Raw genomic sequence first — 24,268 nt, forward strand, 5'->3', positions numbered from 1 at the left:
CCGGCGTTCAGATCATCTGACCGCCCGATACTTCGATCCGTTGCCCCGTAACCCACCGATTGTCGTCGCTCAACAGGCTCGCGACCATCGGACCGATATCGTCGGGGACGCCGACGCGGCCCAGCGCCGTCATGTCTGCAAACTGCTTGTTCACGTCCGGATTGTCACGCACCAGACCGCCACCAAAGTCGGTTTCGATCGCACCCGGCGCAACGCTGTTGACGCGGATGCCGCGCGGTCCGAGTTCCTTGGCCATGCAGACCGCCATCATGTCGGCGGCGGCTTTCGCGATGGTATAGACGGCGAAGCCCGGGTAGGTGACACGCGTCAGGCCACTGCCGAGGGTCACGATCGAGCCACCGTCGGCCATCAATGGCAAGAGAGCCTGCGTCAGGAAGAAAACGCCTTTGACGTGCAGGTTCATCTGCTGATCGAACTGAGCCACGGTTGTCTCGCCGAGCGTGGCGAAAAGGCCGTCGCCGGCATTGTGCACGAGGTAGTCGAAGGTCTCGCGCCCGAATGTCTCCTTCAGCGTCTGGCTCAGTGCTCGCGCGAAATCGGGAAATTTGGCGACATTGGCACTGTCCAACTGGAAGGCCACGGCCCGGCGTCCCAGCGCTGTGATCTCGGAAACGGCGCTCTCCGCGAGATCTGCGCGGCTCCGGTATGTGATGATGACATCGCTCCCCTTGCGCGCGATGTTGACCGCCATGTTGCGACCAAGTCCGCGGCTCGCGCCGGTGACGATTGCGATTTTAGCCATGTGATGTCTCCTTCTTGACACCGCGAAGGTGGCACAGACCGTTGCACCTCGGTTGCCGGATCCTTGAGTCTTCTTGCCTATTCCTCCAAATGGCAGTCCGCGGGCCTCACATCCGGCCGGCACAACGAGGCGATCGATTCCACAAACGCCCAAAGTTGGAGCAGTCCAGCAATGGCCGGTTGCTGGAGCTCTCGGTTGGTATAAATTCGCGGAATGACGACCTTGCTCGACGTTGTTCGCCGCTACGCGCATTTGCATTCCGATCAAAACGGCGCCGCCAAGACCCCGATCCCGGGCCTTACGGCCATTCGAGCTACGACGCAGGGTCAGCTCCAGCACGCAATCAACAGGCCGCTCGTTGCGCTCGTCCTGCAGGGTCGCAAACGCGTGACGATGGGATCGCACACCTTCGATTTCGGGGCGGGGGAGTCGCTCTTGATCTCGGCCGATGTGCCGACGGTAAGCCAGATAACCCGCGCCAGCGCAAAGGCTCCCTATTTTTCCCTGATCGTCGAGCTCGAGCCGGCGGTGATCGCGAATCTGATCGTGGAGATGAATCTGGCTCCCGAGCAGCGAGGCGCCCCTGTGAGCGTCGATCCGACTGAGTCGGAGGTTGCCGATGCCGCGCTGCGACTGATGCGGCTGCTCGATCGCCCGTCTTCTCTGCCGGTTCTGCAATCCCAGTTCGTCCGCGAAATCCATTACTGGCTGCTGGCGGGGCGGCACGGCGCGTCGATACGAGCTCTGGGGGTGGCCGACAGCCACGCGCAACGCATCGCGCGCGCTGTCGCAATCATTCGATCCGAATACGCAAGGCCGTTGCGCATCGAGCGCCTGGCGGACGCGGCTGCCATGAGTCCTTCCTCGTTTCACCAGCACTTCCGCGCGATCACATCGCTCAGTCCCCTGCAATTTCAGAAGCAGCTGCGGCTCATCGAGGCGCGCAGGATGATGCTCGAGGAGGGCTCCGAGGTGAGCAGCGCCGCCTTTGCAGTAGGCTACGAGAGCGTCCCGCAATTCACCAGAGAATATGGACGCATGTTCGGCCTGCCGCCGGCCAGGGATATCAAGGCCGCCCTCGGTCAAATGGACACTGCCGCCTGAGGCCATGCCAGTCTGCGCTCGGAACGTACGAGCCCGGACAGCGCAGTGCGCCGCTCTTCCCTAGATCACCGCCGCCAGCCTCAGTGCCAGGCCCGCCGCGCAGCTTCCCGCCAGCACGGTCAGCATGCCGAGCTTGAACCGGAAGATCGCAGTCGCCGCCGCGACCGCGAGCAACAGCGCCGGCAGGTCGACGCTCCTCGGCACCGGCATGTCGAAGTCGAGCGGAAACGCATGCACCGGCACGGTTTCGCGGAACAGCGTGTGCAGTGCGAACCAGATCGAGAGGTTGAGGATCACGCCGACCACGGCCGCAGTGATCGCACTGAGCGCGCCGGCGAGCCCGGTGTTGCCGCGCAGGCGCTCGATATAGGGCGCGCCGAGGAAGATCCACAGAAAGCAGGGCGTGAAGGTGACCCAGGTCGCGAGCAGGCCGCCGAGCGTGGCCGCCAGCATTGGTGACAAGCCGCTCGGATCGCGATAGGCAGCCATGAAGCCGACGAACTGCAACACCATGATCAGCGGCCCCGGCGTGGTCTCGGCCATGCCGAGGCCATCGAGCATCTCGTGCGGCTTCAGCCAGTGATAATGCTCGACCGCCTGCTGGGCGACATAGGCCAGCACGGCATAGGCCCCGCCGAAAGTGACGAGCGCCATCTTCGAGAAGAACAGCGCGATCTGGCTGAAGACGTTGCCTTGACCGAAGGCCAGGAGCAGTCCGATCACCGGCACCAGCCAGAGCGCCAGCCACAACGCGCTGAGCCGGATCGCGCGCGCTGTGTCGGGCTTGACGTGGTCGGGCATGGCCTCGCCGAGCATGCTGTCGACCGCGGCGCTGCTGTCGCCATGGCCGTGACCGGCCGGGGCGAATTCGGAGCGGCCGCTGCGCGCGCCGACATAGCCGATGATACCTGCCGCGATGATGATGATCGGGAAGGGGACTGCGAAGAAGAAGATCGCGATGAAGGCCGCGGCCGCGAGCGCGACCATGATACGGTTCTTCAGCGCGCGCTTGCCGACACGCACGACGGCCTCGACGACGATGGCGAGCACTGCAGCCTTGAGCCCGAAGAACAGTGCCTCGACGAAGCTGACATTGCCGAATGCCGCATAGATGTAGCTGAGGCCCATGATGGCGACGACGCCGGGCAGGATGAACAGCCCGCCCGCCATCAGCCCGCCGGCGGTGCGATGCATCAGCCAGCCGACATAGGTCGCAAGCTGCTGCGCCTCGGGTCCCGGCAGCAGCATGCAGTAGTTCAGCGCATGCAGGAAACGGCCCTCGGAGATCCACCTCTTCTCCTCGACCAGGATGCGATGCATCACCGCGATCTGGCCCGCGGGCCCGCCGAAGCTCAAGGACGCGACACGCAGCCAGACTCGAAAGGCCTCCCCGAAGCTGACGCCGTGACCGGCGTCAGCCTCCGCTTGAACGTTGCGGATATCCATTACGCCTTCACCTTGTTGGTGGGCCAGTTGTGGGTCTCGGCGGTGGCGTCGCGGCACCAGCGGAAGAAGGCATCGTAGAGCAGCATGCCGGCCTCGAGTTGATCGAGGTCGTCGTCATACATGCGCGACAGCCCGAGCGAGGCCGCGAGCAGGCCGGGCGCCTCCGGCGCGAGATCCGGCCGCGCGGTGTCGGCGCCGCGCACCAGCGTTGCGAGCCGGAGCAGGGGCGGGAAGGCGATGCCGAACTCCTCGATCATGACGTCGAAGGTGCAGAGCTCGCCACGGTGGCTCCAGAACACGTTCTCGATGTCGAAGGGTGCTGCATTGAACCGCTCGCCGACGCCGACGACCTCCGACGGTGCCACATACAGGAACACCGCGTCGGGATCGACGAAGCGGCGGATCAGCCAGGGGCAGGCGATGCGATCGACCTTAGGCCGCGCCCGCGTCACCCAGACGGTGCGCCCCCTGGCATCGCGTGGCGGCAGCTTGCGGGTATCGACCAGCGGCAGCCTGGCGGCCTTCCAGGCCTCGAAGCCGCCCTCCAGCGTTTCGGCTTGCACGCCGAGCTGGCGCAGCCAGGCTGCGGTGCCCTGCGCGAGCTTCTCTCCGCGCAGGCAGGATACGACGGCACGGCGCCCGGCGAACGCGCCGCCCCAGTCCGTCACATTGTCGTGGCCGAACTTGATGGAGCCGGGGATCAGCCTCCGGTCGGCAGCAAAATCCTCCTCGGTGCGCACATCGATCAGCGCAGGCGCGTTCGCCGTGCCGATCAGCCGTGCCAGTTTGTCGGATGAGATGGTGGTGAATGTAGACATGATGCGTCCTCGCAAGAAACGAACGGGACGCGATGCTTGGGCCTGTCGCCTCGTGGGGAGATCGCTCAAATCCCCATGACGCCAATTACAGCGAAACTAAGAAGCACTGTCAATCCGCGGGACGATTGGACCTTAGAAAATTGCGGCCCGCCGTCTATATTGCACGCCGACAGAGCTGAATCTTCGAGAGAATTCGATGCATTCCCACTCCATCGAACAATGGACCCACGACCACGCCTTCCTCGGCGAGAAGCACGACGACAACGAGCGCCGCACCTGGCTGGTGGTCGTCCTGACGCTGATCATGATGGTCGGCGAGATCGTTGCCGGCTCGGTGTTCGGCTCGATGGCGCTTCTCGCCGACGGCTGGCACATGGGCACGCACGCGGCGGCGCTGGGCATTGCGGCCTTCGCCTATTGCTTCGCGCGGCGGCACCTGGGGAATGCGCATTTCACCTTCGGGACCGGGAAGTTCGGGGATCTTGCCGCCTTTGCCAGTGCCGTCATCCTCGGCCTTGTTGCGGTGGAGATCGCCTATGAGAGCGTGCTGCGGCTGATCACGCCGGTGCCGATCGTCTACGGCGAGGCCATGGCCGTGGCTGCCCTCGGCTTGTGCGTCAATCTCGCCAGCGCCTGGTTGCTGCGCGACGGCCATGATCATCACCATCACGGTCACGACCATGGCCATGCGCATGATGACCACGACGATCGTGACCGCGATCATCACGGCCATCATCACCACGACAACAACCTTCGCGCGGCCTATGTCCATGTCATGACGGATGCCGCAACTTCTGTGCTGGTGATCGCAGCGCTCGCCGTCGCCATGCATTCGGGGTGGGTCTGGGCCGATCCGGCGGTCGGCCTGATCGGCAGCGCCGTAATCGCGAGCTGGGCGTTCGGCCTGATCAAGTCATCGGGTGCGGTGCTGCTCGACGCGGGCCGAGGAGAAGCTGGAGCGGGTGATCCGGGCCCGCATGGAAGTCGGCGACGATCGGGTGACAGACCTCCATCTGTGGCAGGTCGGCCCCGGCCATTGTGCCGTGCTGCTCTCGGTGGTGTCTGACAAGCCGAAGGAGCCGTCCGTCTACAAGCGCCGGCTCGCGGGGTTGAAGGGCCTCGGCCATGTCACGGTCGAGGTCGAGACCTGCCCGCATTGACGGGCCGTCACAGATCGCTGGCGTGTGCGCGAGACGCCCCAAGGTCAATCCGGGCGCGGGCCCGTGCGGATCAGGAACAGCGCTGCAAGCGCCGAGAGGCTGAGCGCGGAGGACACGATCAGCACCTTGGCGCCCATGAGATCGATCAGCAGGCCGAAGGCGAGCGGCGCTACCGCCTGCGCCATTCGCGCCGGGGCGCCGATGATGCCGAGGCGATAGCCGAAATCCTTCTGGCCGAAGATCGACAGCGGCAGCGTGCCGCGCGCGATCGTCAGAATGCCGTTGCCCGAGCCGTGGAACAGCGCAAAGGCGCTTGCCGCAGCGCCGCCGAAGATTGCGACGATCACGGCTCCGATCGGGTGGGTGAGGCTGGCGAGCCGCGTCGACCAAAGCGGGTGGAAGCGGCTGAGAAAGCCGGCCTCCAGCATGCGCGCACCGACCTGCGCAGGGCCGATCAGTGCGCCGGCCGCGATCGCCTCTGCCGGCGTGGCTCCCGTCGTCTCCAGGATGCGCGGGAAGTGCGCGGCCATCGCGCCGGTCACGGTCCAGACCGCCGCAAAGACGAAAGCCAGCAGGAGCATGGTGCGGTCGAGCGGCACATGCGGCTTCTCGGCCGTGGCCGCCGCCTGTTTCGCGCCCTTGATCACCGGCAACATGAAGAAGTTGAGCGGCAGTCCGATCAGGATGTTGGCGGCGGCCCAGGCAAAGCAGGTGTCGCGCCAGCCGATATGGGACAGGCCCCAGGCGGTGAGCGGCCAGCCGACCGTGGAGGCAAAGCCCGCCATCAGCGTGATGCCGGTGATGGGCCCGCGCGCCTCGGTGCCGTAGATGCGCCCCAGAGCGGCGAAGGCGGCGTCGTAGAGACCCATCGCCATGCCGATGCCGAGCACGAGCCAGGCGATCGCCATCACCGCCACCGACTGTGACAGACCGAGCAGGACAAGTCCGGCGGCCATGATCAGGTTCGAGGCCGAGAGCACCTGCCTGCCACCGAAGAGATCGATCTGCCGTCCGATGCGCGGGCCGAGCATCGCCGAGAGCACCAGCGCGGTCGAGAATGCGCCGAAAATCCAGTTGGAGGAGATGCCGAGTTCGTGCGCCATTGGATCGGCGAGAAGCGCCGGCAGATAATAGCTGGAAGCCCAGGCCAGGGTCTGCGTGGTGCCGAGCGCCAGGATGATCGGAAGCCGACGCTGGCTCATGTCCTTGTGCTTTTGGTCTTTGTCATCTCGTGCATTTGCGGCTTGCCGCGAGAGTGCGTCAACAGCGTCTGCGGCATATTCGCCCTGCTGCGGGCGGGAGACTTGCGAGCGTGCGGACATCCGCCTTTCGCTCGTCACGAATGCACGCCATAATGGCGTATGCAACTGACTTCGCGCCTTGCGCTGATGAACTGGCTGGCCGGCCAGGGGCTCACGGGCCTGCCTGAAAGCGAGCTGCTCCGCGGCTTCTGCGAGCGTTGCTGCGCCGAGGGGCTGGAACTGTCGCGTGGGCTCGTCGTCATCGACACGCTGCATCCAATCTATGAGGGCCGCGGCTTCCGCTGGAGTGACCGGTCCAGCAACGAGAGTGATGCGTTCGAATACGGCTCGACCGCCGACGGGGACGCGGCCAAGAACTGGCGCCGCTCCGTGTTCTTCCACATGCTCGAGAACGGCCACGACGAGATGGTGATCGATCTCGCGGAGGCGCCGTCGCTCGATTTTTCGCAGATCGGCGAACTCGCCGACAAGGGCCACAAGCACTATCTCGCCTTCGTGCATCGCTTCGGCGAGAATGGTGCGCTCGGCCTGATGGATTGCCTTTATTCCTGCTGGACCACCCGCCGCGAGGGCGGCTTCTCCGGATTGGAATTGGAGGCGCTGCGCGATCTCGTGCCGGTGCTCGGCCTCGCCATCAAGTCGGCGCAGCAAGTCGATATCGTGCGTACCCTCGGCAGGGTCTATCTCGGGCGCGATGCCTCCGAGCAGGTCTTGCGCGGGCGCATCTCGCGCGGCGTCACCGAGCGCATCAACGCCGTGCTTTGGTATTCGGACTTGCGCGGCTCGACCGGGATCAGCGAGAGCATCGGCCCAGACGAGATCATTCCGTTTCTCAACGACTACGCGCAGGCGGTGATCGACGCGATCCACGACGCGGGTGGGGACGTGCTGAAGCTGATCGGCGACGGCGTGCTCGCGATGTTCTGGGGCGAGGATATGGCGGATGCGCGGCGAGCAGCACTGCGGGCCGAGCACCTGTTCCGCAAGAACGTCGCCGCACTGAATGAGCGGCGCGCGGCGGAGGGCCGTCCGATCACGTCGGCCTATATCGGCCTTCATGTCGGCGAGGTCTTTTACGGCAACATCGGAAGCGAGGACCGGCTTGATTTCACCGTGGTCGGCCCGACCGTGAACGAGGTCAGCCGCATCGCCTCGATGAGCCGCTCGGTGGACCGGGAGCTGCTGGCCTCATCCGAGTTCTACAAGGGTCTCGATGCAGCCGGCCGCCGCTATCTCGTCTCGACCGGCCGCTACGCGCTGCGCGGCATCGGCCGCGCGCAGGATCTCTACACGCTGGATCCGGAGGTCGATGCGAACGAGCCGGTGATGGGGAGCTACGAGCGTTACCTGGCGGGTTAGGACAGGCTGCCCACACATACTCCGTCATGGCGAGGAGCTCTTGCGACGAAGCAATCCAGACCTCCTCCGCGGGAAGCCCGGATTGATCGCTTCGCTCGCACTGACGGTCAAACTAGCACCGCACCGCCGCTTCGTCCCCGACCATGTGCGGCTGCCGATCGAGCGACACTGCCGGCGACAGCAGGATCACCAGCGCCTGCACGCCGAACACGGCGGCGGCGAGATAGAGGCAGGCTTCCGCGCTCCAGAGCCCGCCGACGCCGGCGCCCAGCGCCGAGCCGAGCGGACGGGCGCCGTAGCTCATGATGTTGATGGCGGAGACGCGGCCGAGCAGGCGCGACGGCGTCACGGACTGGCGCAGCGTGGTGGTCGAGATCACCCACAGGATCGGACCGACGCCGAGCAGGAAGAAGCTGAAGGCCGCGAGCCAGGGCGAGGGGAGCGGCACCGTCAGCGCCATCACCAACGCCGCGACGAAGCCGGTTACCGGTCCGAGGCCGACGACGGTGCCGAAGGAGAGGCGCCGCATCACACGCGTGGCAACCAGCGCGCCGATCACCATGCCGACGCCGTACATGGTCAGCACGGTGCCGACGCCCAAAGCCGTGAGGCCGAGATGGCGTACGGCGTAGGGCACGAATACGGCGATCTGCAGGAACCAGCCGGTGTTGAAGATGAACTGGGTGATGAACACCGGCCGCAGCAGCGGGTGGCGAAACACGAACGCCGCGCCCTCGCGGATGTCCTGTAAGGGATGGCGCCGCGGCACAGGCGCGCGGGCCGGCTCGTAGATGCCGGAGAGGAGCACGACGGCAATCGCCGACAGCGCCGCAGCGAAACCGAAGGCCGGGCTCGCGCCCCACCATCCCACCAGTGCGCCGCCGAGTGCGGGGCCGCTGGCGAAGGCGATGGTGCGCGCGAGCTCGATGCGAGCATTGGCCGCCGGCAGGAGGTCCGAGCTCACCAGCGAAGGCACCAGCGCCGGCGCGGCTACGCTGTAGACAACGGTGCCGCACACGGCAGCGAAGCCGAGCAGCGCGAGCAGCGGGAGATTGAGCGCGCCGAGCGCGAGCAGCAGCACTATGGCCGCAAGGGCCGCCGCCCGCAGCGCCTCGGCTGCCGCCATCAGCGCGCGGCGGGAGATACGGTCGGCGAGCAGGCCGGCCGGAATGGCGAAGATAACGAAGGGCAGGGTCAGTGCGGTCTGCAACAGGCCGGTCCGGCCTTCCGCCACGCCGAGCGTGAGCACCGCGACGATGGGGGCCGCAGCCAATGCGATCTGCTCGGCCGACTGCGCCGCGAGGTTGGACCAGGCGAGGCGGTTGAACGTGTCCGGGAGGCGAGCTGGCATTGACATGGCGCATATCCTGCAAAGTCGAATTTGTTCAATGTGCGCTCCTGAGGACCAGCAGACCCACCCGCTTCCCGACAAGCCGCTACGGGCCGCCTGAGAAATTGCAGCGGCTAGATGCAGTTGCAAATGAGTTGCAATAAGAACAAAGTTGGGTATTGTGGCCGCATGGATGCCCGATCACCCGACCTGACCGAAGCCTTGAGCCAGCCCGCCAGCGGCTGGCGTTCTGATGCGCCCACCACGAAGAGCCTTGCCGAGGTCAATTCCACGGTCTCGATCCCGGTTGCCGGCCACTGGTCGCGGCGGCTGCTGGCCTTTGTCGGTCCCGGCTATCTCGTCTCCGTCGGCTACATGGACCCCGGCAACTGGGCGACGGACCTCGCCGGAGGCTCGAAGTTCGGCTACACGCTGCTCTCCGTCATCCTGCTCTCGAACCTGATGGCGATTCTGCTGCAGTCGCTGGCAGCGCGGCTCGGCATCGTCACCGACCGCGACCTTGCTCAGGCCTGCCGCGCCTCCTATCCGCCGGCGGTGAACTTCCTGCTCTGGCTCGCCTGCGAGGCGGCGATCATCGCCTGCGATCTCGCCGAGGTGATCGGCACCGCGATCGCGCTCAAACTGCTGTTCGGCATCCCCCTGATCGGCGGCGCGCTGCTCGCCGCGCTCGACGCCTTCCTGCTGCTGCTCCTGATGAACCGCGGCTTCCGTTTTCTCGAGGCTTTCGTCATCGCGCTGCTCGTGGTGATCGCGGTCTGCTTCGCGGTCCAGATCGCAGCTGCGGCCCCGCCTGTCGCGGAGGTTCTGCGCGGCTTTGTGCCGACGAGCGAGATCTTCACCAACTCCGACATGCTCTACATCGCGATCGGCATCATCGGCGCGACCGTGATGCCGCACAACCTGTACCTGCACTCCTCGATTGTGCAGACGCGGGCCTATGAGCGCAACGACACCGGCCGGCGCGAAGCGATCAAATGGGCTACGACGGACTCCACGATCGCCCTGATGCTTGCGCTGTTCATCAACGCCGCGATCCTCGTGGTCGCTGCCGCGACCTTCCACAAGAGCGGCCATTCCGACGTGGCCGAGATCGGCCAGGCATTCGAGCTGCTCTCGCCGTTGCTTGGTCTCGGCATTGCCTCGACGCTGTTTGCGGTGGCGCTGCTTGCTTCCGGCCTGAATTCGACGGTGACGGCGACGCTCGCCGGCCAGATCGTGATGGAAGGCTTCCTCGACCTGCGCCTTCCGAGCTGGGCGCGCCGCCTGCTCACGCGCGGCATCGCCATCATCCCGGTGATCGTGGTCACGGCGATCTATGGCGAGCGCGGCACGGCTGATCTGCTTGTGTTCAGCCAGGTCGTGCTCTCGATGCAGCTGCCCTTCGCCGTCATCCCGCTGGTCCGTTTCGTCTCCGATCGCCGCAAGATGGGCAAGTTCGCGATCCCGATGTCAGTCGCCGCGGTCGCGTGGATCGTCGCGAGCGTCATCGTGATTTTGAACGTCAAGCTGCTGGCAGATACGCTGTTCGGGTGAGCGGGATCAGTGGCGATGGCGGCGACGCGGCGCCTAGGGGCCGAGCGGATTGACGTCGAGATCGACGTCTTTCACACATTGCTGCGCGGGGCAGATTGCGCGCGGGTAGCCCTGATACAAGCAGTAAACCTGCCGTCGTTCGATGATCGCGCAGGCGATCAATCGTAGGTTTGACTCGACAAGGATACCTCCGCATACACTGGCGCATACGGCGTATGATCGTCAGTCCTGCGGCTCGGACGCAACATCTCCCTGTGCATCGATACGCAGCCAGCCCGAAGGCGCGAGGCGCTGCTGCGGCAGGAAGCGGGCCTTGTAGTCCATCTTCTTGGAGCCCTCGATCCAGTAGCCGAGATAGACGTAAGGCAGGCCTTGGCGGCGGGCGCGCGCGATGTGGTCGAGGATCATGAAGGTGCCCATCGAGCGGCTGACCTGGCTCGGCTCGAAGAAGGAATAGACCATCGACAGGCCGTCGCTGAGCACGTCGGTGAGCGCCACCGCGATCAGCTCTTCACCGCGGCCGGTCAGGCCACTGTCGGGGCCGCGTTTGCGATATTCGATGATGCGAGTCTCAACGTGGCTGTCCTCGACCATCATGGCGTAGTCGAGCACGGTCATGTCCGCCATGCCGCCATGGCGATGGCGCGCGTCCAGATAGGCGCGGAACACCGAATATTGCTCCGACGTGGGAACCGCGCTGCGCTGCTCGCCGATGATATCGGCATTGCGCGTCATGACCTTGCGGAAGTTGCGCGAAGGCCGGAACTCATTGGCGATGACCCGGACCGAGACGCAGGCGCGGCACTGGTCGCAGGCCGGCCGGTAGGCGATCGACTGGCTGCGGCGGAAGCCGCCATGGGTGAGGAGATCGTTGAGGTCGCCGGCGCGGTCCCCGACGAGGTGCGTGAACACCTTGCGCTCATGCCGGCCGGGCAGATACGGGCAGGGGGAGGGCGCCGTGAGGTAAAACTGGGGCGTGTCGCGCGAGTGCTGGGTCAAGGGACGTCGTGGGCCTCCGAAACGGGCGACAGCATCGCGCTCCAGAAGCGCCCGGTCAATCGATTAGCTCACCAGGTCCGCGCCGTCTGAGGCGCGGGCACGCGAACGGAATTGTTGATCACCACCGTTCCCAGCAAGAAGTCGTGCAGCAGGCGACGGCGGCCGTTGAACAGGCCGACCAGCACCACGAAGGGCGTCAGGAACGAGACCGTCACCCAGAACAGCACGGCATGGGTGGCGCCGAGCACGAAATAGCCGGGCGCGCCGTACCAGGTGCGCAATTCCAGGTCCATCAGGCGCATTCCGACCGTCGCGGACGAGGGTCCGCCGATGCTGGCGCCGTAGTAGACGATCGCCCAGACCACGGAGGCCGGCCACGCGATCCAGAACAGGACCCAGCCGATCCCGAGCGTGACCACGCCGAACAATGCGATGAAGATGTAGCCGAGGATCACCGGCACGGAGATCACGACCATGTCGATCAAAAAGGCGAAGACCCGCCGTGTCGCGACGCCACGAAACAGTTCCGGATGCAGGTCAGGGTCGTAGGCATGCGGCTGCACCCCGCCGTCATTGCGCCAAGCGCCTGAATTGCCCGGATCATACGACATCGTCCGTCCTCCAACGGGAAAGCCCCCGAGGCAGGACATGGGCACAAGCCATCCCGATGCCAAGGGCGCCCTGGCATTAACAAGCCGAAATATTCCGGCGATTCGGGGGCGGTTCTCTCGCCACCGTCATTCCGGGGCGGTCCGCAGGACCGAACTCGGAAATCTAGAGATTTTCGGGTGCGCAATTGCGCACCATCGTTCGATCCTATCGCATCGCCCCAGAATGATCGGCGTTGCCCGGCGCGGTTCGCGCTGCGGCAGCCTACGTTTGCGCCCGCAGCTTCTCCGCCGCTTTCGGCGCAAAATAGCTCAGCACGCCGTCGGCGCCAGCGCGCTTGAAGGCGAGCAGGCTTTCCATCATCGCCCGTTCGCCGTCGAGCCAGCCGTTGTTGGCGGCGGCTGCGATCATCGCGTATTCGCCGGAGACCTGATAGGCGAAGGTCGGCATCGTGAAGGTGTCCTTCACGCGGCGGACCACGTCGAGATAGGGCATGCCGGGCTTCACCATCACCATGTCGGCGCCCTCGGCGATGTCGAGCTCGACCTCGCGCAGCGCTTCGTCCGTGTTGGCGCTGTCCATCTGGTAGGTGCGCTTGTCGCCGGTGAGGGTCTTGGCGGAGCCGATGGCGTCACGGAACGGGCCGTAGAAGGCGGAGGCGTATTTCGCGGCATAGGCCATGATCTGCACGTCGAGCAGACCGGCGCGATCCAGTCCCTGGCGGATCGCGGCGACGCGGCCGTCCATCATATCGGAGGGCGCAATGATGTCGCAGCCGGCTTCAGCCTGCACCAGCGCCTGACGTACCAGCACGGCGACGGTCTCGTCGTTCAGGATCTTGCCGTCGGAAATCAGCCCGTCATGGCCATGGCTGGTGAAGGGATCGAGCGCGACGTCGCAGAGAATGCCGATCTCCGGAAACTCCTTCTTGATCGCCCGCACCGCCTGGCAGACCAGGTTATCCGGGTTGGTGGCTTCCGAGCCTGCCTCGTCGCGCAGGGAAGGGTCAGTGTACGGAAACAGCGCGAGGCAGGGAATGGTCAGCTTCATGGCGCGCTCGGCCTCGCGCACGGCCTGGTCGACGCTGAGCCGGTCGACGCCCGGCATGGAGGCGACCTGCTCGCGCTTGTTGTGACCGTCGATCAGGAACAGCGGCCAGATCAGATCGTCGGTGGTGAGGACGTTCTCGCGCACCATGCGTCTGGCCCACTCGGCCTTGCGGTTGCGGCGCGGACGGACCGTCAGATCGAGGGCATGAGGAACTGCCGTGCTGTCCCGGCGCGACACTTCCCGCAGTTCGATCGGACGTCCGTATTTGATCGCCATCATTCTTCCTCCGGCTGGAATTATTCTTATACCAGCTCGCACGGTTCCCGTCACCGCGGCTTGACCTGCCGCAAAGGATGGCAGCCGATTGATTTTGCCGGGCGAAGCAGCCAGAAGGGGCCATGTCCGAGATCTCCACCCGCGACGCGGCCCGCGACAGCGCCCATGCCAGGGACGCCCGAGACAATGCCAGAGAGAGCGCACTCTCGGTGGCGGCGATCTCGTCGGAGCGCGCCGAGTCCGACGACAGTGTCTGGACGCGCCGGCTGGTGCTGTTCCTGCGGGTGATGGCGCTGCTGTCGATCCTGAAAGGTCTCTATCACTGGGCGCAAGTGACGGGTTTCGTCGGCGGTGAGGACGAAGCGTTCGAGAACCAGTCGATGGCCTGGCAGGCCGCCACCGTCTACTTCGCCGTGATCGAGCTCGTCGCGGCCGTCGGCCTCTGGCTGGCAACGCCTTGGGGCGCGGTCGTGTGGCTGACGACCGTCGTGTCGATGGCGGTGATCGAGTTGATGTTCCCCGGCATCTACGGCGGCAGCCTCGTCGTGGTCGGCGTCGAGGTCTTCATGCTTGCCGCCTATCTCGCGCTCGCCTGGATGGCCGCGCGCGAACGGCCGCCGTAGCCGGTCACAACGGCGCACGCCCATCCCGGACGCGAGCGCGCAGTTGTTCGCTCTTGGTTGACCGTTGGTTGCCTAAAATTCGCGATAAGTTTTCGTTGACCAGCCGTTCCGCCACAGCCGTTACGCGCCCGTTTCGAAACGGGGCGGGGCTGTTCTGGAATGCGACAATCGCCGCGGACGGAGGGTGAACAGGACCTTGCGAAGGTCAACAGAGGCTTTCAAAAAGTGCTTGTGGCACAGGCTTAATCCGCAATTCACTGTCTTAAATTCATGATCTCTTTATTCTCTTATTTAAGCCGATCTTCAAACGCGCCCCTTAAGTTGCACCTATCAGGCGGGACACAAGTTTCGTCGAATAAGTGTCGATAAAAACGACAACAGGGGAAGTGTCATGATGAAAGCCGTCGCAACTGCGGCAGATACCGCAGAGCGCGTCTCCGGCCAGCAGGGTTCGGTGCAGGCGCTCTATCTGGAAGCTTTGACTCTGGTGGAGCGGCTGCATCGCCGGCTCCTCGACGTGATCAAGGATGAGTTCGATCGCCGCGGCCGTGCGGACATCAATTCGGTGCAGGCTCTCCTGCTCTACAACATCGGCGACAAGGAGCTGACTGCGGGCGAGCTGCGCACGCGCGGTTACTATCTCGGGTCCAACGTCTCCTACAACCTGAAGAAGCTCGTCGAACTCGGCTTCCTCGATCATCAGCGTTCGCGCGTTGATCGCCGTTCGGTGCGCATCCGCCTGACTCCGCAAGGTCAGGAAGTCCGCCGCATCGTCGATGCGCTCTACCAGAAGCACGTCAAGACGGTGGAGCAGGTCGGTGGCATCTCCGGCGACGAGTTTGCGACCCTCAACAAGTCGCTGCACCGCCTCGAGCGGTTCTGGACCGACCAGATCCTCTATCGCCTCTGAGTTTCTAAATGGATCAGGGCCAAGCCGGCCCCTGACAAGACCGGCAGCCCTCCCGAACGTGCCTGACTTCCCCAAGCGCGCCGGCCCGGAGTTGCTCCGGACCGGTGCGCCGTTCGCGCGTTTGCAGAAGCGCCGCGCAGCGCGGTCGTTTTCCTCCGCCCGGCTCGGGTCTCAGCGCAAGCGCTCCTCCCAGTGGCGAAACAGGGCGACCTCATCGTCGGCCACAACGACCGGGTCTGACAGGCCGCCGAGGCGCGCACGCCGCGGACTGAATCCGAATTGCTTGCGAAAGGCCCGGCTGAAATGCGCAGCGCTCGGAAAACCGTATTCGCGCGCAACGTCGCCGATTGCGAGGCCTTCGCCGGCATTGAGGCGGGCGTGGATCGTCTCCAGCCGCCGCTTTCGAACATAGGCCGTGACGCCGCCTGCATTGGCGAAGGCACGATAGAGATTGGATTTCGAGGTTGCCAGAGCCCGGCTCATGGCCGCGATGTCGAGCCGGTCGGACGAAAGGTTCTGGTCGATATAGGCTTCCGCGCGCTCGCGCAGCGTGGCCACCGGGCTGCGGGACGCGGGCTCGCTGCCTGGCGGCCGTGCGCCCAGCACCGTCGCCAGCAGCCCGACAAAGGCCGCCGACAGGCTGGCGGCGTCCTGGACGGTCATCTCCTCGAGTTGTTGCACGAACGACAACAGGAAGTCGGCGACGAGGCGGCCCCATGCACCGTCGATGATGACGCCGTGGGTGGAGGGATCATATCCCGCTCGCTCGAAGGCGCGTCGCGCTATGGTGCAGGTGATGCAATCCAGCGCCGTCCCCTCGGTCACCAGGGTCCGGCGCGTATCGAAGGCGGCCAGCTCGCCTTGTCGCATCGTGCGCGGGGAGGGCTCGTCCTCGGTGGTGAAGGTCACCGCTCCGGCCTTGACGAAAACGACCTGGATCATGTCGATGCCATCGGCCCGCGCCATCTCCGCGGTTCGCACCATCCTGACCGGGCCGAAACGGGAATGCGTCACGACCATGTCGCCGAGAGTCCAGGCATCCACGACGGCCTCGAAGGGGCCGTCGGCCGGGCCGGCTCGGGTGATCTGGTGCGTGGCGATGCCCGAGCGCCAAATGTCGAATCTCTCGGTCTCGGGGAAATTGCTGGTGTCGAAATGCAGCACCGGAATGGGGGTGGACATGATCTTTCTGCGAAGTCCCAAACGCTTTCGAAGCTGGTTATAAGACGGCGCCTCGCCTGTGCCGAAGACTATTTTGACTTCCCGGACCAAGAGAGTTGACCGTTGAACTCAAAATCAATCTGGCGCGCTTCGTAGACCCCGAATCCATTGTACGATGAGGTGCCGGCAATTTATTGATCGCAAGTGATTTGACGCTCAAGGCCCATGCAATGCCCACTTCCGACTTGTCGCGCGTAGCTTCCCGTCTGTCGTCGCGTGCGTTCGGGATCCGTAGCGCGCTGCCGGCCGGCTTCGGATCGCGCGGCTGGATATCTCCGGTTCGCTGCCTCGCCATGGTCGCCGCAGCTTCTGCCGCCATGACGCTGCTCTCGGCGCCGGCTCAGGCGGCCTGCACGCCCGTTGCTGCCAACGATGCCTCGGCGACCTGCACCGGGGTCACCACGGATCAGAATGGAACGAACGGTTACGGCTCCGGCGCGATCGACAATCTCAGCGTCACCGTCGTCCAGGGGGCGTCCGTGACCGGGACGAGCTACGGCATCAGGTTCAACACCGGAACGGTCGTGAACTCGGGCACGATCACTGGGATCAACGACCGCGGTATCTTCGGCGCGACCAGCGCGAACGTGACCAATTTCGGGACGATCAGCGGCTATCTCGGGGTGGATACGGGTGGAAACGGCGTCGTGACGAATTTTGGAGCCATCTCCGGCACCACGAGCGATGGCGTCCGCGGCACTACCATCACCGTCGTGAATTCCGGGACGATCACGGCGGCCTATGACGGCGTCTTTGCCATCGGCACGAGCACGGTCGTCAATTCGGGCAGCATCACCGGAAACTCGCACGGCGTCTATGCCCTTGCCGATATCAGCGTCGACAATTCCGGCTCGATTGCCTCGGTGGGCGGCGCCATCTATGCGCCGAACGGCAGCGCAACCGTGGTCAATTCAGGCACCATCGCGATGACCGATACATTCGGCAGCGTCATGTATGCGCTGACGAACCTGACGCTGATCAATTCGGGGATCGTCACTTCGACGTCGGTGGGACCTTCTTCCAGCGGCACGATCGACGTGACGAATTCAGGGTCCATTCTCAACAATGGATTCGGCCCGGCCATTTCCGGCACGGTTGCGAAGGTGACGAATTCCGGCATCATCATCGCCGTTGATGGCGCGGCGGTCAGCGCCTCGAACGTCACCGTCACCAATTCCGGGTTGATCCGCGGCTATTGGGAGGGCATTGGTTCCCAGTACGCCACAGTCACCAATTCTGGCACGATCATCGGTGAGCATTCGGCAGGCGTGCAGGCCTCGTTCGATGTGATCGTCACGAATTCGGGCGCGATCACAGGGAGCGGCGCGGGCATTCGCACCTTCAACGGCAGCATCAACACGGTCAACTTCGGGACGATCACGGGCAAAGGGCCTTCCGGCATCGGCATTTTGTCCGGGACGACGGGCACCGTGGTCAATTCCGGCACGATCATCGGCGAGGGCGGGACGGCGATCCAGTTCGGCGCGACGACGCCAGCGCAATCCGACAGCCTGACCGTGCTGCCCGGCGCACGCTTCGGCGGCGTGGTCGATTTCACCGGGGGCGCCGACACTGTCACTTTCGGTCTCGGAAGCTGGATCCTGAACACCGCCAATTTTGACAAGACGCTCTCGACCGTGACCACCGCCGGCAATCCTTACGTCGTCACGTCGAACCAGATCATCGTCGCCGACCTCTCCAGCTTCGGCGCGCAGAACCGCGCGATCATGGACATCACCGGATGGATCGGCTCGGTCCTGCCTGATGCGCCCGTGTTCGCGACGGGTGCGGCCACCGCCAGTGCGTTTGCCGCACCCGAACCGGCGGCGTCGCCGTTCGATGCATTCGCCAGTTTTCCCTCGGGCGCCCTGGGATATGCCCCGACGCCTGCGTTCAAGGGGGCAAGCACAAATTACGGCGACGGGAATGTGGTCTGGGCCAAGGCCTTTGGCGGCCAGCGCCTGCAGGACAACAGCGGCGCGTTGATCGGTGGGACCACGACCGGCTATGGCGGCGCGGTCGGCTACGAGCGGCTGATCAGTTCCGACCTCAGGTTAGGGATGCTCGCGGGCGGCAGCAGCAACAAGACGAATCTGTATTTCAACGCCGGAAGCACCAGCACCGACGCCGTGTTCGGCGGCGCCTATGGCCGCAAGACCTGGGGCGGCACATTCCTGGATCTCTCCGTGATCGGCGGAAGCCTCGACAATTCCAGCGTGCGCAACATCGGCGGCGGTCTCGCCTTTGCGACGGCAACGGCGTCCTATGGCGGCTGGTTCGTCAATCCGGCGCTGATGTTCGGGCGCCGCCTGGATGTAGATGGGCGCGGCTTCACGGTCACGCCGGCGGTGAAGGTGCGCTACGTGGCCGCGCATTTTGGCGGCTATGCCGAGACGGGCGCGGGCGCTGCCAACTTGAGCGCCGCCGGACGCGACTTTCAGGCCTGGGAGGAGCGGGCCGAGATCACGTTCGCCAACACCAGGACGCTGGCCAACGGAAACCGGGTCACGACCCGAGTTGCTGCGGGGGCGCTTGCCCAGCAGCGCAGCGCGGGTGGTCTGCTCGATGTCGTTTTGCTGGGGCAGAACTTCATCGTAGCGACCCCCGAGCGCAGCAGCGTGGCAGGCGGGTACAGCAGCGCAGGGGTCGACTGGCAAATGGGCCGCCTGACCTTGTTTGCCGCCGGAGAGGCCACCTACACCAACGATGTGTCGCGCACCTACTCGGGCAAGGCCGGCGCGCGGGTGAGCTGGTAGTCGATCGGCTCGCCCGATCCGGGACAAGGAACCGACGCTTTCGCACTGCGAAAAAATTGGCTCGGGGCGGGGAACCAGATCCTTGCCTCGTCGTTGTTCCTTCCAACCGGAGGGTGCGATGTTGGTCGAGCGCGGGCTGCAGGCGATGAACGTGGAACTCGTAAGCGAGGCCTACGCGATCGCTGCGAACTACCTTCGCCGGTCCGGGGCGATTCCCGATTCTCTCGTCACCGACGAACGCCTGCTCGGGATTGTCGTCAAGCTGATCCAGCACGGCGAATTCAACAAGATCAGGCTCGCCAACAAGGCGATCACGTGGTTCGAGACGCAGTCCGAGGCCCGCGCGGTTGCCTGATCAAAACTCCCAGAACAGCGACGAACCAGAGGGTGCCATGGAAGCCGCCATCGACCGCATCATGCAGACCTACGACCTGCTCGCCAACCGCACTGCGGCGGCCAGCGTGGAGGCGCGGGCCAAGGTCACGAACTACCTCAACATCCTGATGGAGGCCGGCGAAACGGACACCCACAGGTTGACAGTGTGCGGCCTGACATACTTGCGCCAGCTCGACGGCAGTGTGGACCCGGTTAAGGCGGGTTATACGGGGCTGTAAAGAGAGGCCAGCCGGCTTAGTGCCTGCCGAAAGGCGAGGCCCAAACGCTTGCACTTCCGTTTCAGACGAGCGGTTCCATAGGACCGCTCCGCAGCGAAAGTCCTCCAATCCCACCATATCTTGCATAAATATCAGGCCCGACCCGCAAATGCTTGGCCGGGGGCGGGCAATGTGGTAGATCGCGCTCGCCGCTTCCGATCGCCACACCAGACCCGTCCGTAGCCCGCCAAGAGGCTGCGGCGGTGGAGATATTCGCAAGATGACCGCACCCAAGACCGCCTCCGCGCCCGATTCGTTTTTCTCCGCCTCGCTGGAGCAGGCGGACCCTGAGATCGCCGCCGCCATCAGGGGCGAACTCGGCCGTCAGCGCCACGAGGTCGAACTGATCGCCTCCGAGAACATCGTCAGCCGGGCCGTGCTGGAAGCGCAGGGTTCGGTGATGACCAACAAATATGCGGAAGGTTATCCGGGCGCGCGCTATTACGGCGGTTGTGAGTGGGTCGACGTCGCCGAAAACCTTGCGATTGATCGTGCCAAGAAGCTGTTCGGCGCGAACTTCGCCAACGTGCAGCCGAACTCCGGCAGCCAAATGAACCAGGCGGTGTTCCTGGCGCTGCTGCAGCCCGGCGACACCTTCATGGGTCTCGATCTCGCGGCCGGCGGTCATCTCACCCACGGCTCGCCCGTCAACATGAGCGGCAAGTGGTTCAAGGCCGCACACTACACCGTGCGCCGCGAGGACCAGATCATCGACATGGATGCGGTGGCCAAGCAGGCCGAGCAGGTGAAGCCGAAACTGATCATCGCCGGCGGCTCGGCCTATTCGCGTGCCTGGGATTTCAAGCGCTTCCGCGAGATCGCGGACAGCGTCGGCGCGTATCTGCTGGTCGACATGGCGCATTTCGCCGGGCTCGTCGCCGGCGGCGTCCATGCTTCCCCCGTGCCGTACGCGCACGTCACCACCACCACGACGCACAAGTCGCTGCGCGGTCCGCGCGGCGGCCTCATGCTGTGGAATGACGAAACCCTGACCAAGAAGCTCAACTCTGCCATCTTCCCGGGCCTGCAGGGCGGCCCACTCATGCACGTGATCGCCGCCAAGGCGGTGGCTTTCGGCGAAGCCCTCCGACCGGACTTCAAGGTCTATGCCAAGAACGTCGTCGAGAACGCCAAAGCATTGGCCGAGACCCTGAAGGGCCACGGCCTCGATATCGTCTCGGGCGGCACAGACAATCACCTGATGCTGGTCGATTTGCGGCCGAAGGGCCTGAAGGGCAATGTCTCGGAGAAGGCGCTGGTCCGCGCGGCCATCACCTGCAACAAGAACGGCATTCCGTTCGATCCGGAATCTCCCTTCGTCACGTCGGGCATTCGGCTCGGCACGCCGGCCGCGACCAGCCGCGGGTTCGGGGTAGCCGAATTCCAGCAGGTCGGCGGCATGATCGCCGAGGTCCTCAACGCGATCGCGCAGTCTTCCGACGGCAGGGCGCCGCTGGTGGAAGCCGCGATCAAGGAGCGGGTCAAGGCGCTCACCGACCGCTTCCCGATCTACCAGTAGCGCAGGGTCCAACGGATGCGCTGCCCGAACTGCAACAGTCTCGATACGCAGGTGAAGGACTCGCGTCCGACCGAGGACTCGTCCGTGATCCGCAGGCGGCGCGTGTGCGTCGCCTGCAACTTCCGCTTCACCACCTTCGAACGCGTGCAGCTGCGCGAGCTCACGGTGATCAAGCGCAACGGCCGTCGCGTGCCGTTCGACCGCGACAAGCTGATGCGCTCGGTTCAGATCTCGCTGCGCAAGCGGCAGGTCGAGCCGGAGCGGGTGGAAAAGATGGTCTCCACCATCGTACGCGAACTCGAGACCGGGGGCGAGGCCGAGATCTCCTCGGAGGTGATCGGTGAGACCGTGATGGAGCATCTGCGCACGCTCGATGACGTCGCCTATGTGCGGTTTGCGTCCGTCTACCGCAATTTTCGCGAGGCCAAGGATTTCGCCGACGTGCTCGGCGAGCTCTCCGGCGAGGAGGAAGCGCGGCTCGCCGCGATCCGCAAATGATCTTCCGCATCCTGGAAGATCAGTTCGCGCAGAAGGCCCGCCAGGCCAAGGACGCCGATCGCAGATTCATGGAGCTGGCACTCTCGCTGGGTAAGCGCGGGCAGGGGCGGACCTGGCCCAATCCGGCCGTGGGCGCCGTCATTGTCAAGGACGGCGTCATCGTCGGCCGCGGCTGGACGCAGCCCGGAGGACGGCCGCATGGCGAGCCCGAGGCGCTTCGGCGCGCGGGCGAGTCGGCGCGCGGCGCCACGCTCTACGTCACCCTGGAGCCGTGCTCGCATTTCGGCAAGTCGCCGCCTTGCGCCGATGCGGTGATCGCAGCGGGCATCAAGCGGGTGGTGGCGGCGATCGAGGATCCCAATCCCGAGGTCGCAGGCCAGGGGCATGCGCGTCTGCGCGCCGCCGGCATCAATGTGGATGTGGGTCTTTGCGCGGCGGAGGCTGCCTTCGACCATGCCGGCCATTTCCGTCGCATCCGGGACAAGCGTCCGCATGTGATCCTCAAGCTCGCGGTTTCGTCCGACGGCAAGATCGGCGCTGCTGGCGGCAAGCCGGTCGTGATCACGGGCGAGGCGGCACGCGACCGCGTGCATCTCCTCCGCGCGCAGAGCGATGCGATCCTGGTCGGTATCGGCACCGTGCTGGCGGACGATCCGCTCCTCAACTGCCGCCTGCCGGGCATGGCGGCGCGCTCACCGGTGCGGGTGGTGCTCGATCAGAGCCTGCGCATTCCGGCGTCCAGCCGGCTCGTTCGTACCGCGCGCGAAACGCCGCTTTGGGTGATCGGTTCAGAACTCGCCGAAGCTGCGGCCGCAACGCGCCTCGGCGCGGCAGGCGCGCAGATCATGCGCATGCCGTCCGGCAGCGCATCGGGACTTGGCCTGCCGGCCGTGCTGAATGCGCTGGCGGAGAAAGGCATCACGCGGCTGATGGTCGAGGGCGGCAGCCGCGTTGCGTCGTCATTCATTGCGGCCGATCTCGTCGACGAGATCTGGCTGTTCCGCGGCGCGGAAGAGGTAGGCCCTGGCGGCGTGGATGCGCTCGATGCATTGCCCCTGTCGAAAATCACGCAGTCGCAGGCCTACAAGGTTCATGCTAGCGAGACATTCGGCAAGGATACTCTCACCATCTATGAGCGCGCGTAATGTTCACCGGCATTGTCACCGATATCGGCGAGATCGTCCGCTTCACGCCAACGGCGCAGGGGCAGCTGCATCGATTGCGCATTGCCTGCCGCTATGACCGGACCACCATCGCGGACGGCGCCTCGATCGCCTGTAACGGCGTCTGCCTGACGGTGGTTGCCTCCGGCGTTGCCGACGGCAGGACGTGGTTCGACGTCGATGCGGCTGCCGAGACGCTGGCGCTGACCACGGCAAAGCACTGGAAGGTCGGTACAAAGCTCAACCTCGAGCGCGCGCTGAAGATCGGCGATGAGCTCGGCGGGCATATCGTTGCCGGCCACGCGGACGGCATCGCGACCATCGTGAGCCGGCAGGACCTGCCCGATATGGCGCGGTTCGAGCTCTCGACCACGCGCGAGCTGGCGCGGTTCATCGCCACCAAGGGCTCGATCACGCTTGATGGCGTGTCCCTGACGATCAATACGGTTGCAGACGTGACGTTTTCGGTGCTGATCATCCCGCACACACTGACGGTCACGACGATCGGCGCCTGGAAGGCGGGGGACGAGGTCAATATCGAGGTCGACCTGATGGCCCGTTACGCGGCGCGGCTGACGGAAATGAAGTGACGGGCGCATGAAGTTCGTCATGCGCGGGCTTGACCCGCGCATCCATCCTCTTAAGAGGGGCTTGCCCGATGGATTGCCGGGTCAGGCCCGGCAATGACAGAATAGGTTGACCATGGCAGACGCGCGGCGCGCACCCCTGAAGGACCAGACCGACATTTCCGGCGCCCGCGCGCTGGTCGTCGAGGCGCGGTTCTACGACGATCTCCAGGATGCACTGCTGGACGGCGCGGTGGCCGAGCTGAAGGCGGCCGGCCTGACCCATGACGTGATCACGGTTCCCGGTGCGCTTGAAATCCCGGCTGCAATCGCCATCGCGGTCGATGCCGCTGCAGCGAGCGGCAGGGCCTATGATGCAGTGATCGCGCTCGGCTGCGTGATCCGCGGCGACACCATTCACTTCGAGATCGTCTCGCAGGAATCCTCGCGGGCCCTGATGGATCTTGCCGTGGCGCGAAAACTGCCGCTCGGCAACGGCATCCTCACGGTCAATACCGAGGCGCAGGCCTGGGCGCGGGCGCGCGCCAGCGAACTGAACAAGGGCGGCGATGCCGCGCGTGCCGCCCTGGCGATGCTGCGCATCAAACGCCGCCTGGCGCAGGCCTGAA

At 65.1% G+C, this 24,268-nt stretch carries 22 protein-coding genes and 1 pseudogene; 14 read left to right on the forward strand and 9 right to left on the reverse strand.

The features are described 5' to 3' along the window. Positions 1–7: 7 nt before the first annotated feature. Entirely contained in the window at positions 8–763 is a 756-nt protein-coding gene (locus K408_RS0124510) for an SDR family NAD(P)-dependent oxidoreductase (RefSeq protein ID WP_024341134.1), read from the reverse strand. A gap of 213 nt (positions 764–976) precedes the next feature. Between K408_RS0124510 and K408_RS0124515 the strand changes: the two genes are divergently transcribed. Beyond that, positions 977–1,867, forward strand: coding sequence for an AraC family transcriptional regulator (locus tag K408_RS0124515; protein ID WP_024341135.1), 891 nt, complete (start codon positions 977–979; stop codon positions 1,865–1,867). A 60-nt stretch (positions 1,868–1,927) separates the two neighbouring features. On the opposite strand, the gene chrA is transcribed toward K408_RS0124515, so the two are convergent. Together chrA and K408_RS0124525 are read right to left on the reverse strand one after the other, a co-directional pair. Then, on the reverse strand, positions 1,928–3,313 hold the full coding sequence (gene chrA / locus K408_RS0124520) for a chromate efflux transporter (RefSeq protein ID WP_024341136.1): 1,386 nt from the start codon (positions 3,311–3,313) through the stop codon (positions 1,928–1,930). Further along, complete coding sequence (locus K408_RS0124525) at positions 3,313–4,131, reverse strand: chromate resistance protein ChrB domain-containing protein (RefSeq protein WP_024341137.1); 819 nt, start codon at positions 4,129–4,131, stop codon at positions 3,313–3,315. Before K408_RS0124525 ends, chrA begins: the two co-directional genes overlap by 1 nt. 196 nt (positions 4,132–4,327) lie before the next feature. Between K408_RS0124525 and dmeF the strand changes: the two are divergent. Further along, positions 4,328–5,291: pseudogene (gene dmeF, locus K408_RS38645) on the forward strand (CDF family Co(II)/Ni(II) efflux transporter DmeF). Between the two features lie 44 nt (positions 5,292–5,335). Here the strand turns inward: dmeF and K408_RS0124535 are convergent. Then, positions 5,336–6,493 (reverse strand): MFS transporter, encoded by a 1,158-nt coding sequence (locus K408_RS0124535; RefSeq protein ID WP_024341138.1) that lies wholly within the window; start codon positions 6,491–6,493, stop codon positions 5,336–5,338. Between the two features lie 159 nt (positions 6,494–6,652). Here K408_RS0124535 and K408_RS0124540 point away from each other — a divergent pair, with 159 nt between their 5' ends. Next, positions 6,653–7,912 (forward strand): adenylate/guanylate cyclase domain-containing protein, encoded by a 1,260-nt coding sequence (locus tag K408_RS0124540; protein WP_024341139.1) that lies wholly within the window; start codon positions 6,653–6,655, stop codon positions 7,910–7,912. Between the two features lie 112 nt (positions 7,913–8,024). On the opposite strand, the gene K408_RS0124545 is transcribed toward K408_RS0124540, so the two are convergent. Further along, positions 8,025–9,269 (reverse strand): MFS transporter, encoded by a 1,245-nt coding sequence (locus K408_RS0124545; protein ID WP_024341140.1) that lies wholly within the window; start codon positions 9,267–9,269, stop codon positions 8,025–8,027. A 162-nt stretch (positions 9,270–9,431) separates the two neighbouring features. Here K408_RS0124545 and K408_RS0124550 point away from each other — a divergent pair, with 162 nt between their 5' ends. Then, positions 9,432–10,796, forward strand: coding sequence for an Nramp family divalent metal transporter (locus K408_RS0124550; RefSeq protein ID WP_024341141.1), 1,365 nt, complete (start codon positions 9,432–9,434; stop codon positions 10,794–10,796). A gap of 222 nt (positions 10,797–11,018) precedes the next feature. On the opposite strand, the gene K408_RS0124560 is transcribed toward K408_RS0124550, so the two are convergent. The 3 genes from K408_RS0124560 to hemB all read right to left on the reverse strand — a co-directional run bounded on the left by K408_RS0124560 (position 11,019) and on the right by hemB (position 13,730). Next, a complete protein-coding gene (locus K408_RS0124560) occupies positions 11,019–11,795 on the reverse strand; it encodes an arginyltransferase (RefSeq protein ID WP_024341142.1) in 777 nt (258 codons plus the stop codon). Positions 11,796–11,863: 68 nt separating this feature from the next. Further along, positions 11,864–12,406 carry an RDD family protein gene (locus K408_RS0124565; RefSeq protein ID WP_024341143.1) on the reverse strand — a complete coding sequence of 181 codons (543 nt, stop codon included), beginning with the start codon at positions 12,404–12,406 and terminating at the stop codon, positions 11,864–11,866. Between the two features lie 262 nt (positions 12,407–12,668). Continuing rightward, positions 12,669–13,730 (reverse strand): porphobilinogen synthase, encoded by a 1,062-nt coding sequence (gene hemB, locus K408_RS0124570; RefSeq protein WP_024341144.1) that lies wholly within the window; start codon positions 13,728–13,730, stop codon positions 12,669–12,671. Positions 13,731–13,852: 122 nt separating this feature from the next. On the opposite strand from hemB, the gene K408_RS0124575 reads away from it, so the two are divergent. Then, on the forward strand, positions 13,853–14,353 hold the full coding sequence (locus tag K408_RS0124575) for a DUF6163 family protein (protein WP_024341145.1): 501 nt from the start codon (positions 13,853–13,855) through the stop codon (positions 14,351–14,353). Between the two features lie 391 nt (positions 14,354–14,744). Continuing rightward, complete coding sequence (ldtR, locus tag K408_RS0124580) at positions 14,745–15,263, forward strand: transcriptional regulator LdtR (RefSeq protein WP_024341146.1); 519 nt, start codon at positions 14,745–14,747, stop codon at positions 15,261–15,263. A 171-nt stretch (positions 15,264–15,434) separates the two neighbouring features. Here the strand turns inward: ldtR and K408_RS40390 are convergent, their stop codons facing one another. After that, positions 15,435–16,445, reverse strand: a complete 1,011-nt coding sequence (locus K408_RS40390; protein ID WP_024341147.1) for a helix-turn-helix domain-containing protein — start codon at positions 16,443–16,445, stop codon at positions 15,435–15,437. Positions 16,446–16,654: 209 nt separating this feature from the next. Here K408_RS40390 and K408_RS0124590 point away from each other — a divergent pair, with 209 nt between their 5' ends. The 8 genes from K408_RS0124590 to ribH all read left to right on the forward strand — a co-directional run bounded on the left by K408_RS0124590 (position 16,655) and on the right by ribH (position 24,267). Continuing rightward, positions 16,655–19,240 (forward strand): autotransporter outer membrane beta-barrel domain-containing protein, encoded by a 2,586-nt coding sequence (locus K408_RS0124590; RefSeq protein ID WP_155248608.1) that lies wholly within the window; start codon positions 16,655–16,657, stop codon positions 19,238–19,240. Positions 19,241–19,358: 118 nt separating this feature from the next. Next, positions 19,359–19,595, forward strand: a complete 237-nt coding sequence (locus K408_RS0124595) for a hypothetical protein (protein ID WP_024341149.1) — start codon at positions 19,359–19,361, stop codon at positions 19,593–19,595. Between the two features lie 37 nt (positions 19,596–19,632). Then, positions 19,633–19,854 (forward strand): hypothetical protein, encoded by a 222-nt coding sequence (locus K408_RS0124600; RefSeq protein WP_024341150.1) that lies wholly within the window; start codon positions 19,633–19,635, stop codon positions 19,852–19,854. Positions 19,855–20,113: 259 nt separating this feature from the next. Further along, positions 20,114–21,412: a serine hydroxymethyltransferase gene (glyA, locus tag K408_RS0124605; protein WP_024341151.1), complete on the forward strand. Its 1,299-nt coding sequence runs from the start codon at positions 20,114–20,116 to the stop codon at positions 21,410–21,412. 15 nt (positions 21,413–21,427) lie between these two features. After that, positions 21,428–21,910 carry a transcriptional regulator NrdR gene (gene nrdR / locus K408_RS0124610; RefSeq protein WP_011087793.1) on the forward strand — a complete coding sequence of 161 codons (483 nt, stop codon included), beginning with the start codon at positions 21,428–21,430 and terminating at the stop codon, positions 21,908–21,910. Beyond that, positions 21,907–23,055, forward strand: a complete 1,149-nt coding sequence (gene ribD / locus K408_RS0124615) for a bifunctional diaminohydroxyphosphoribosylaminopyrimidine deaminase/5-amino-6-(5-phosphoribosylamino)uracil reductase RibD (RefSeq protein ID WP_024341152.1) — start codon at positions 21,907–21,909, stop codon at positions 23,053–23,055. The genes nrdR and ribD overlap by 4 nt, the downstream gene beginning before the upstream one ends. Beyond that, the gene (locus tag K408_RS0124620) at positions 23,055–23,663 is read left to right on the forward strand and encodes a riboflavin synthase (RefSeq protein WP_024341153.1); all 609 of its coding nucleotides are present in this window, start codon (positions 23,055–23,057) and stop codon (positions 23,661–23,663) included. Before ribD ends, K408_RS0124620 begins: the two co-directional genes overlap by 1 nt. A 112-nt stretch (positions 23,664–23,775) precedes the next feature. Continuing rightward, positions 23,776–24,267, forward strand: a complete 492-nt coding sequence (gene ribH / locus K408_RS0124625) for a 6,7-dimethyl-8-ribityllumazine synthase (protein ID WP_024341154.1) — start codon at positions 23,776–23,778, stop codon at positions 24,265–24,267. Position 24,268: the final 1 nt, after the last annotated feature.

It is taken from the genome of Bradyrhizobium sp. in8p8, assembly GCF_000426845.1.
GTDB lineage: Bacteria > Pseudomonadota > Alphaproteobacteria > Rhizobiales > Xanthobacteraceae > Bradyrhizobium > Bradyrhizobium japonicum_C.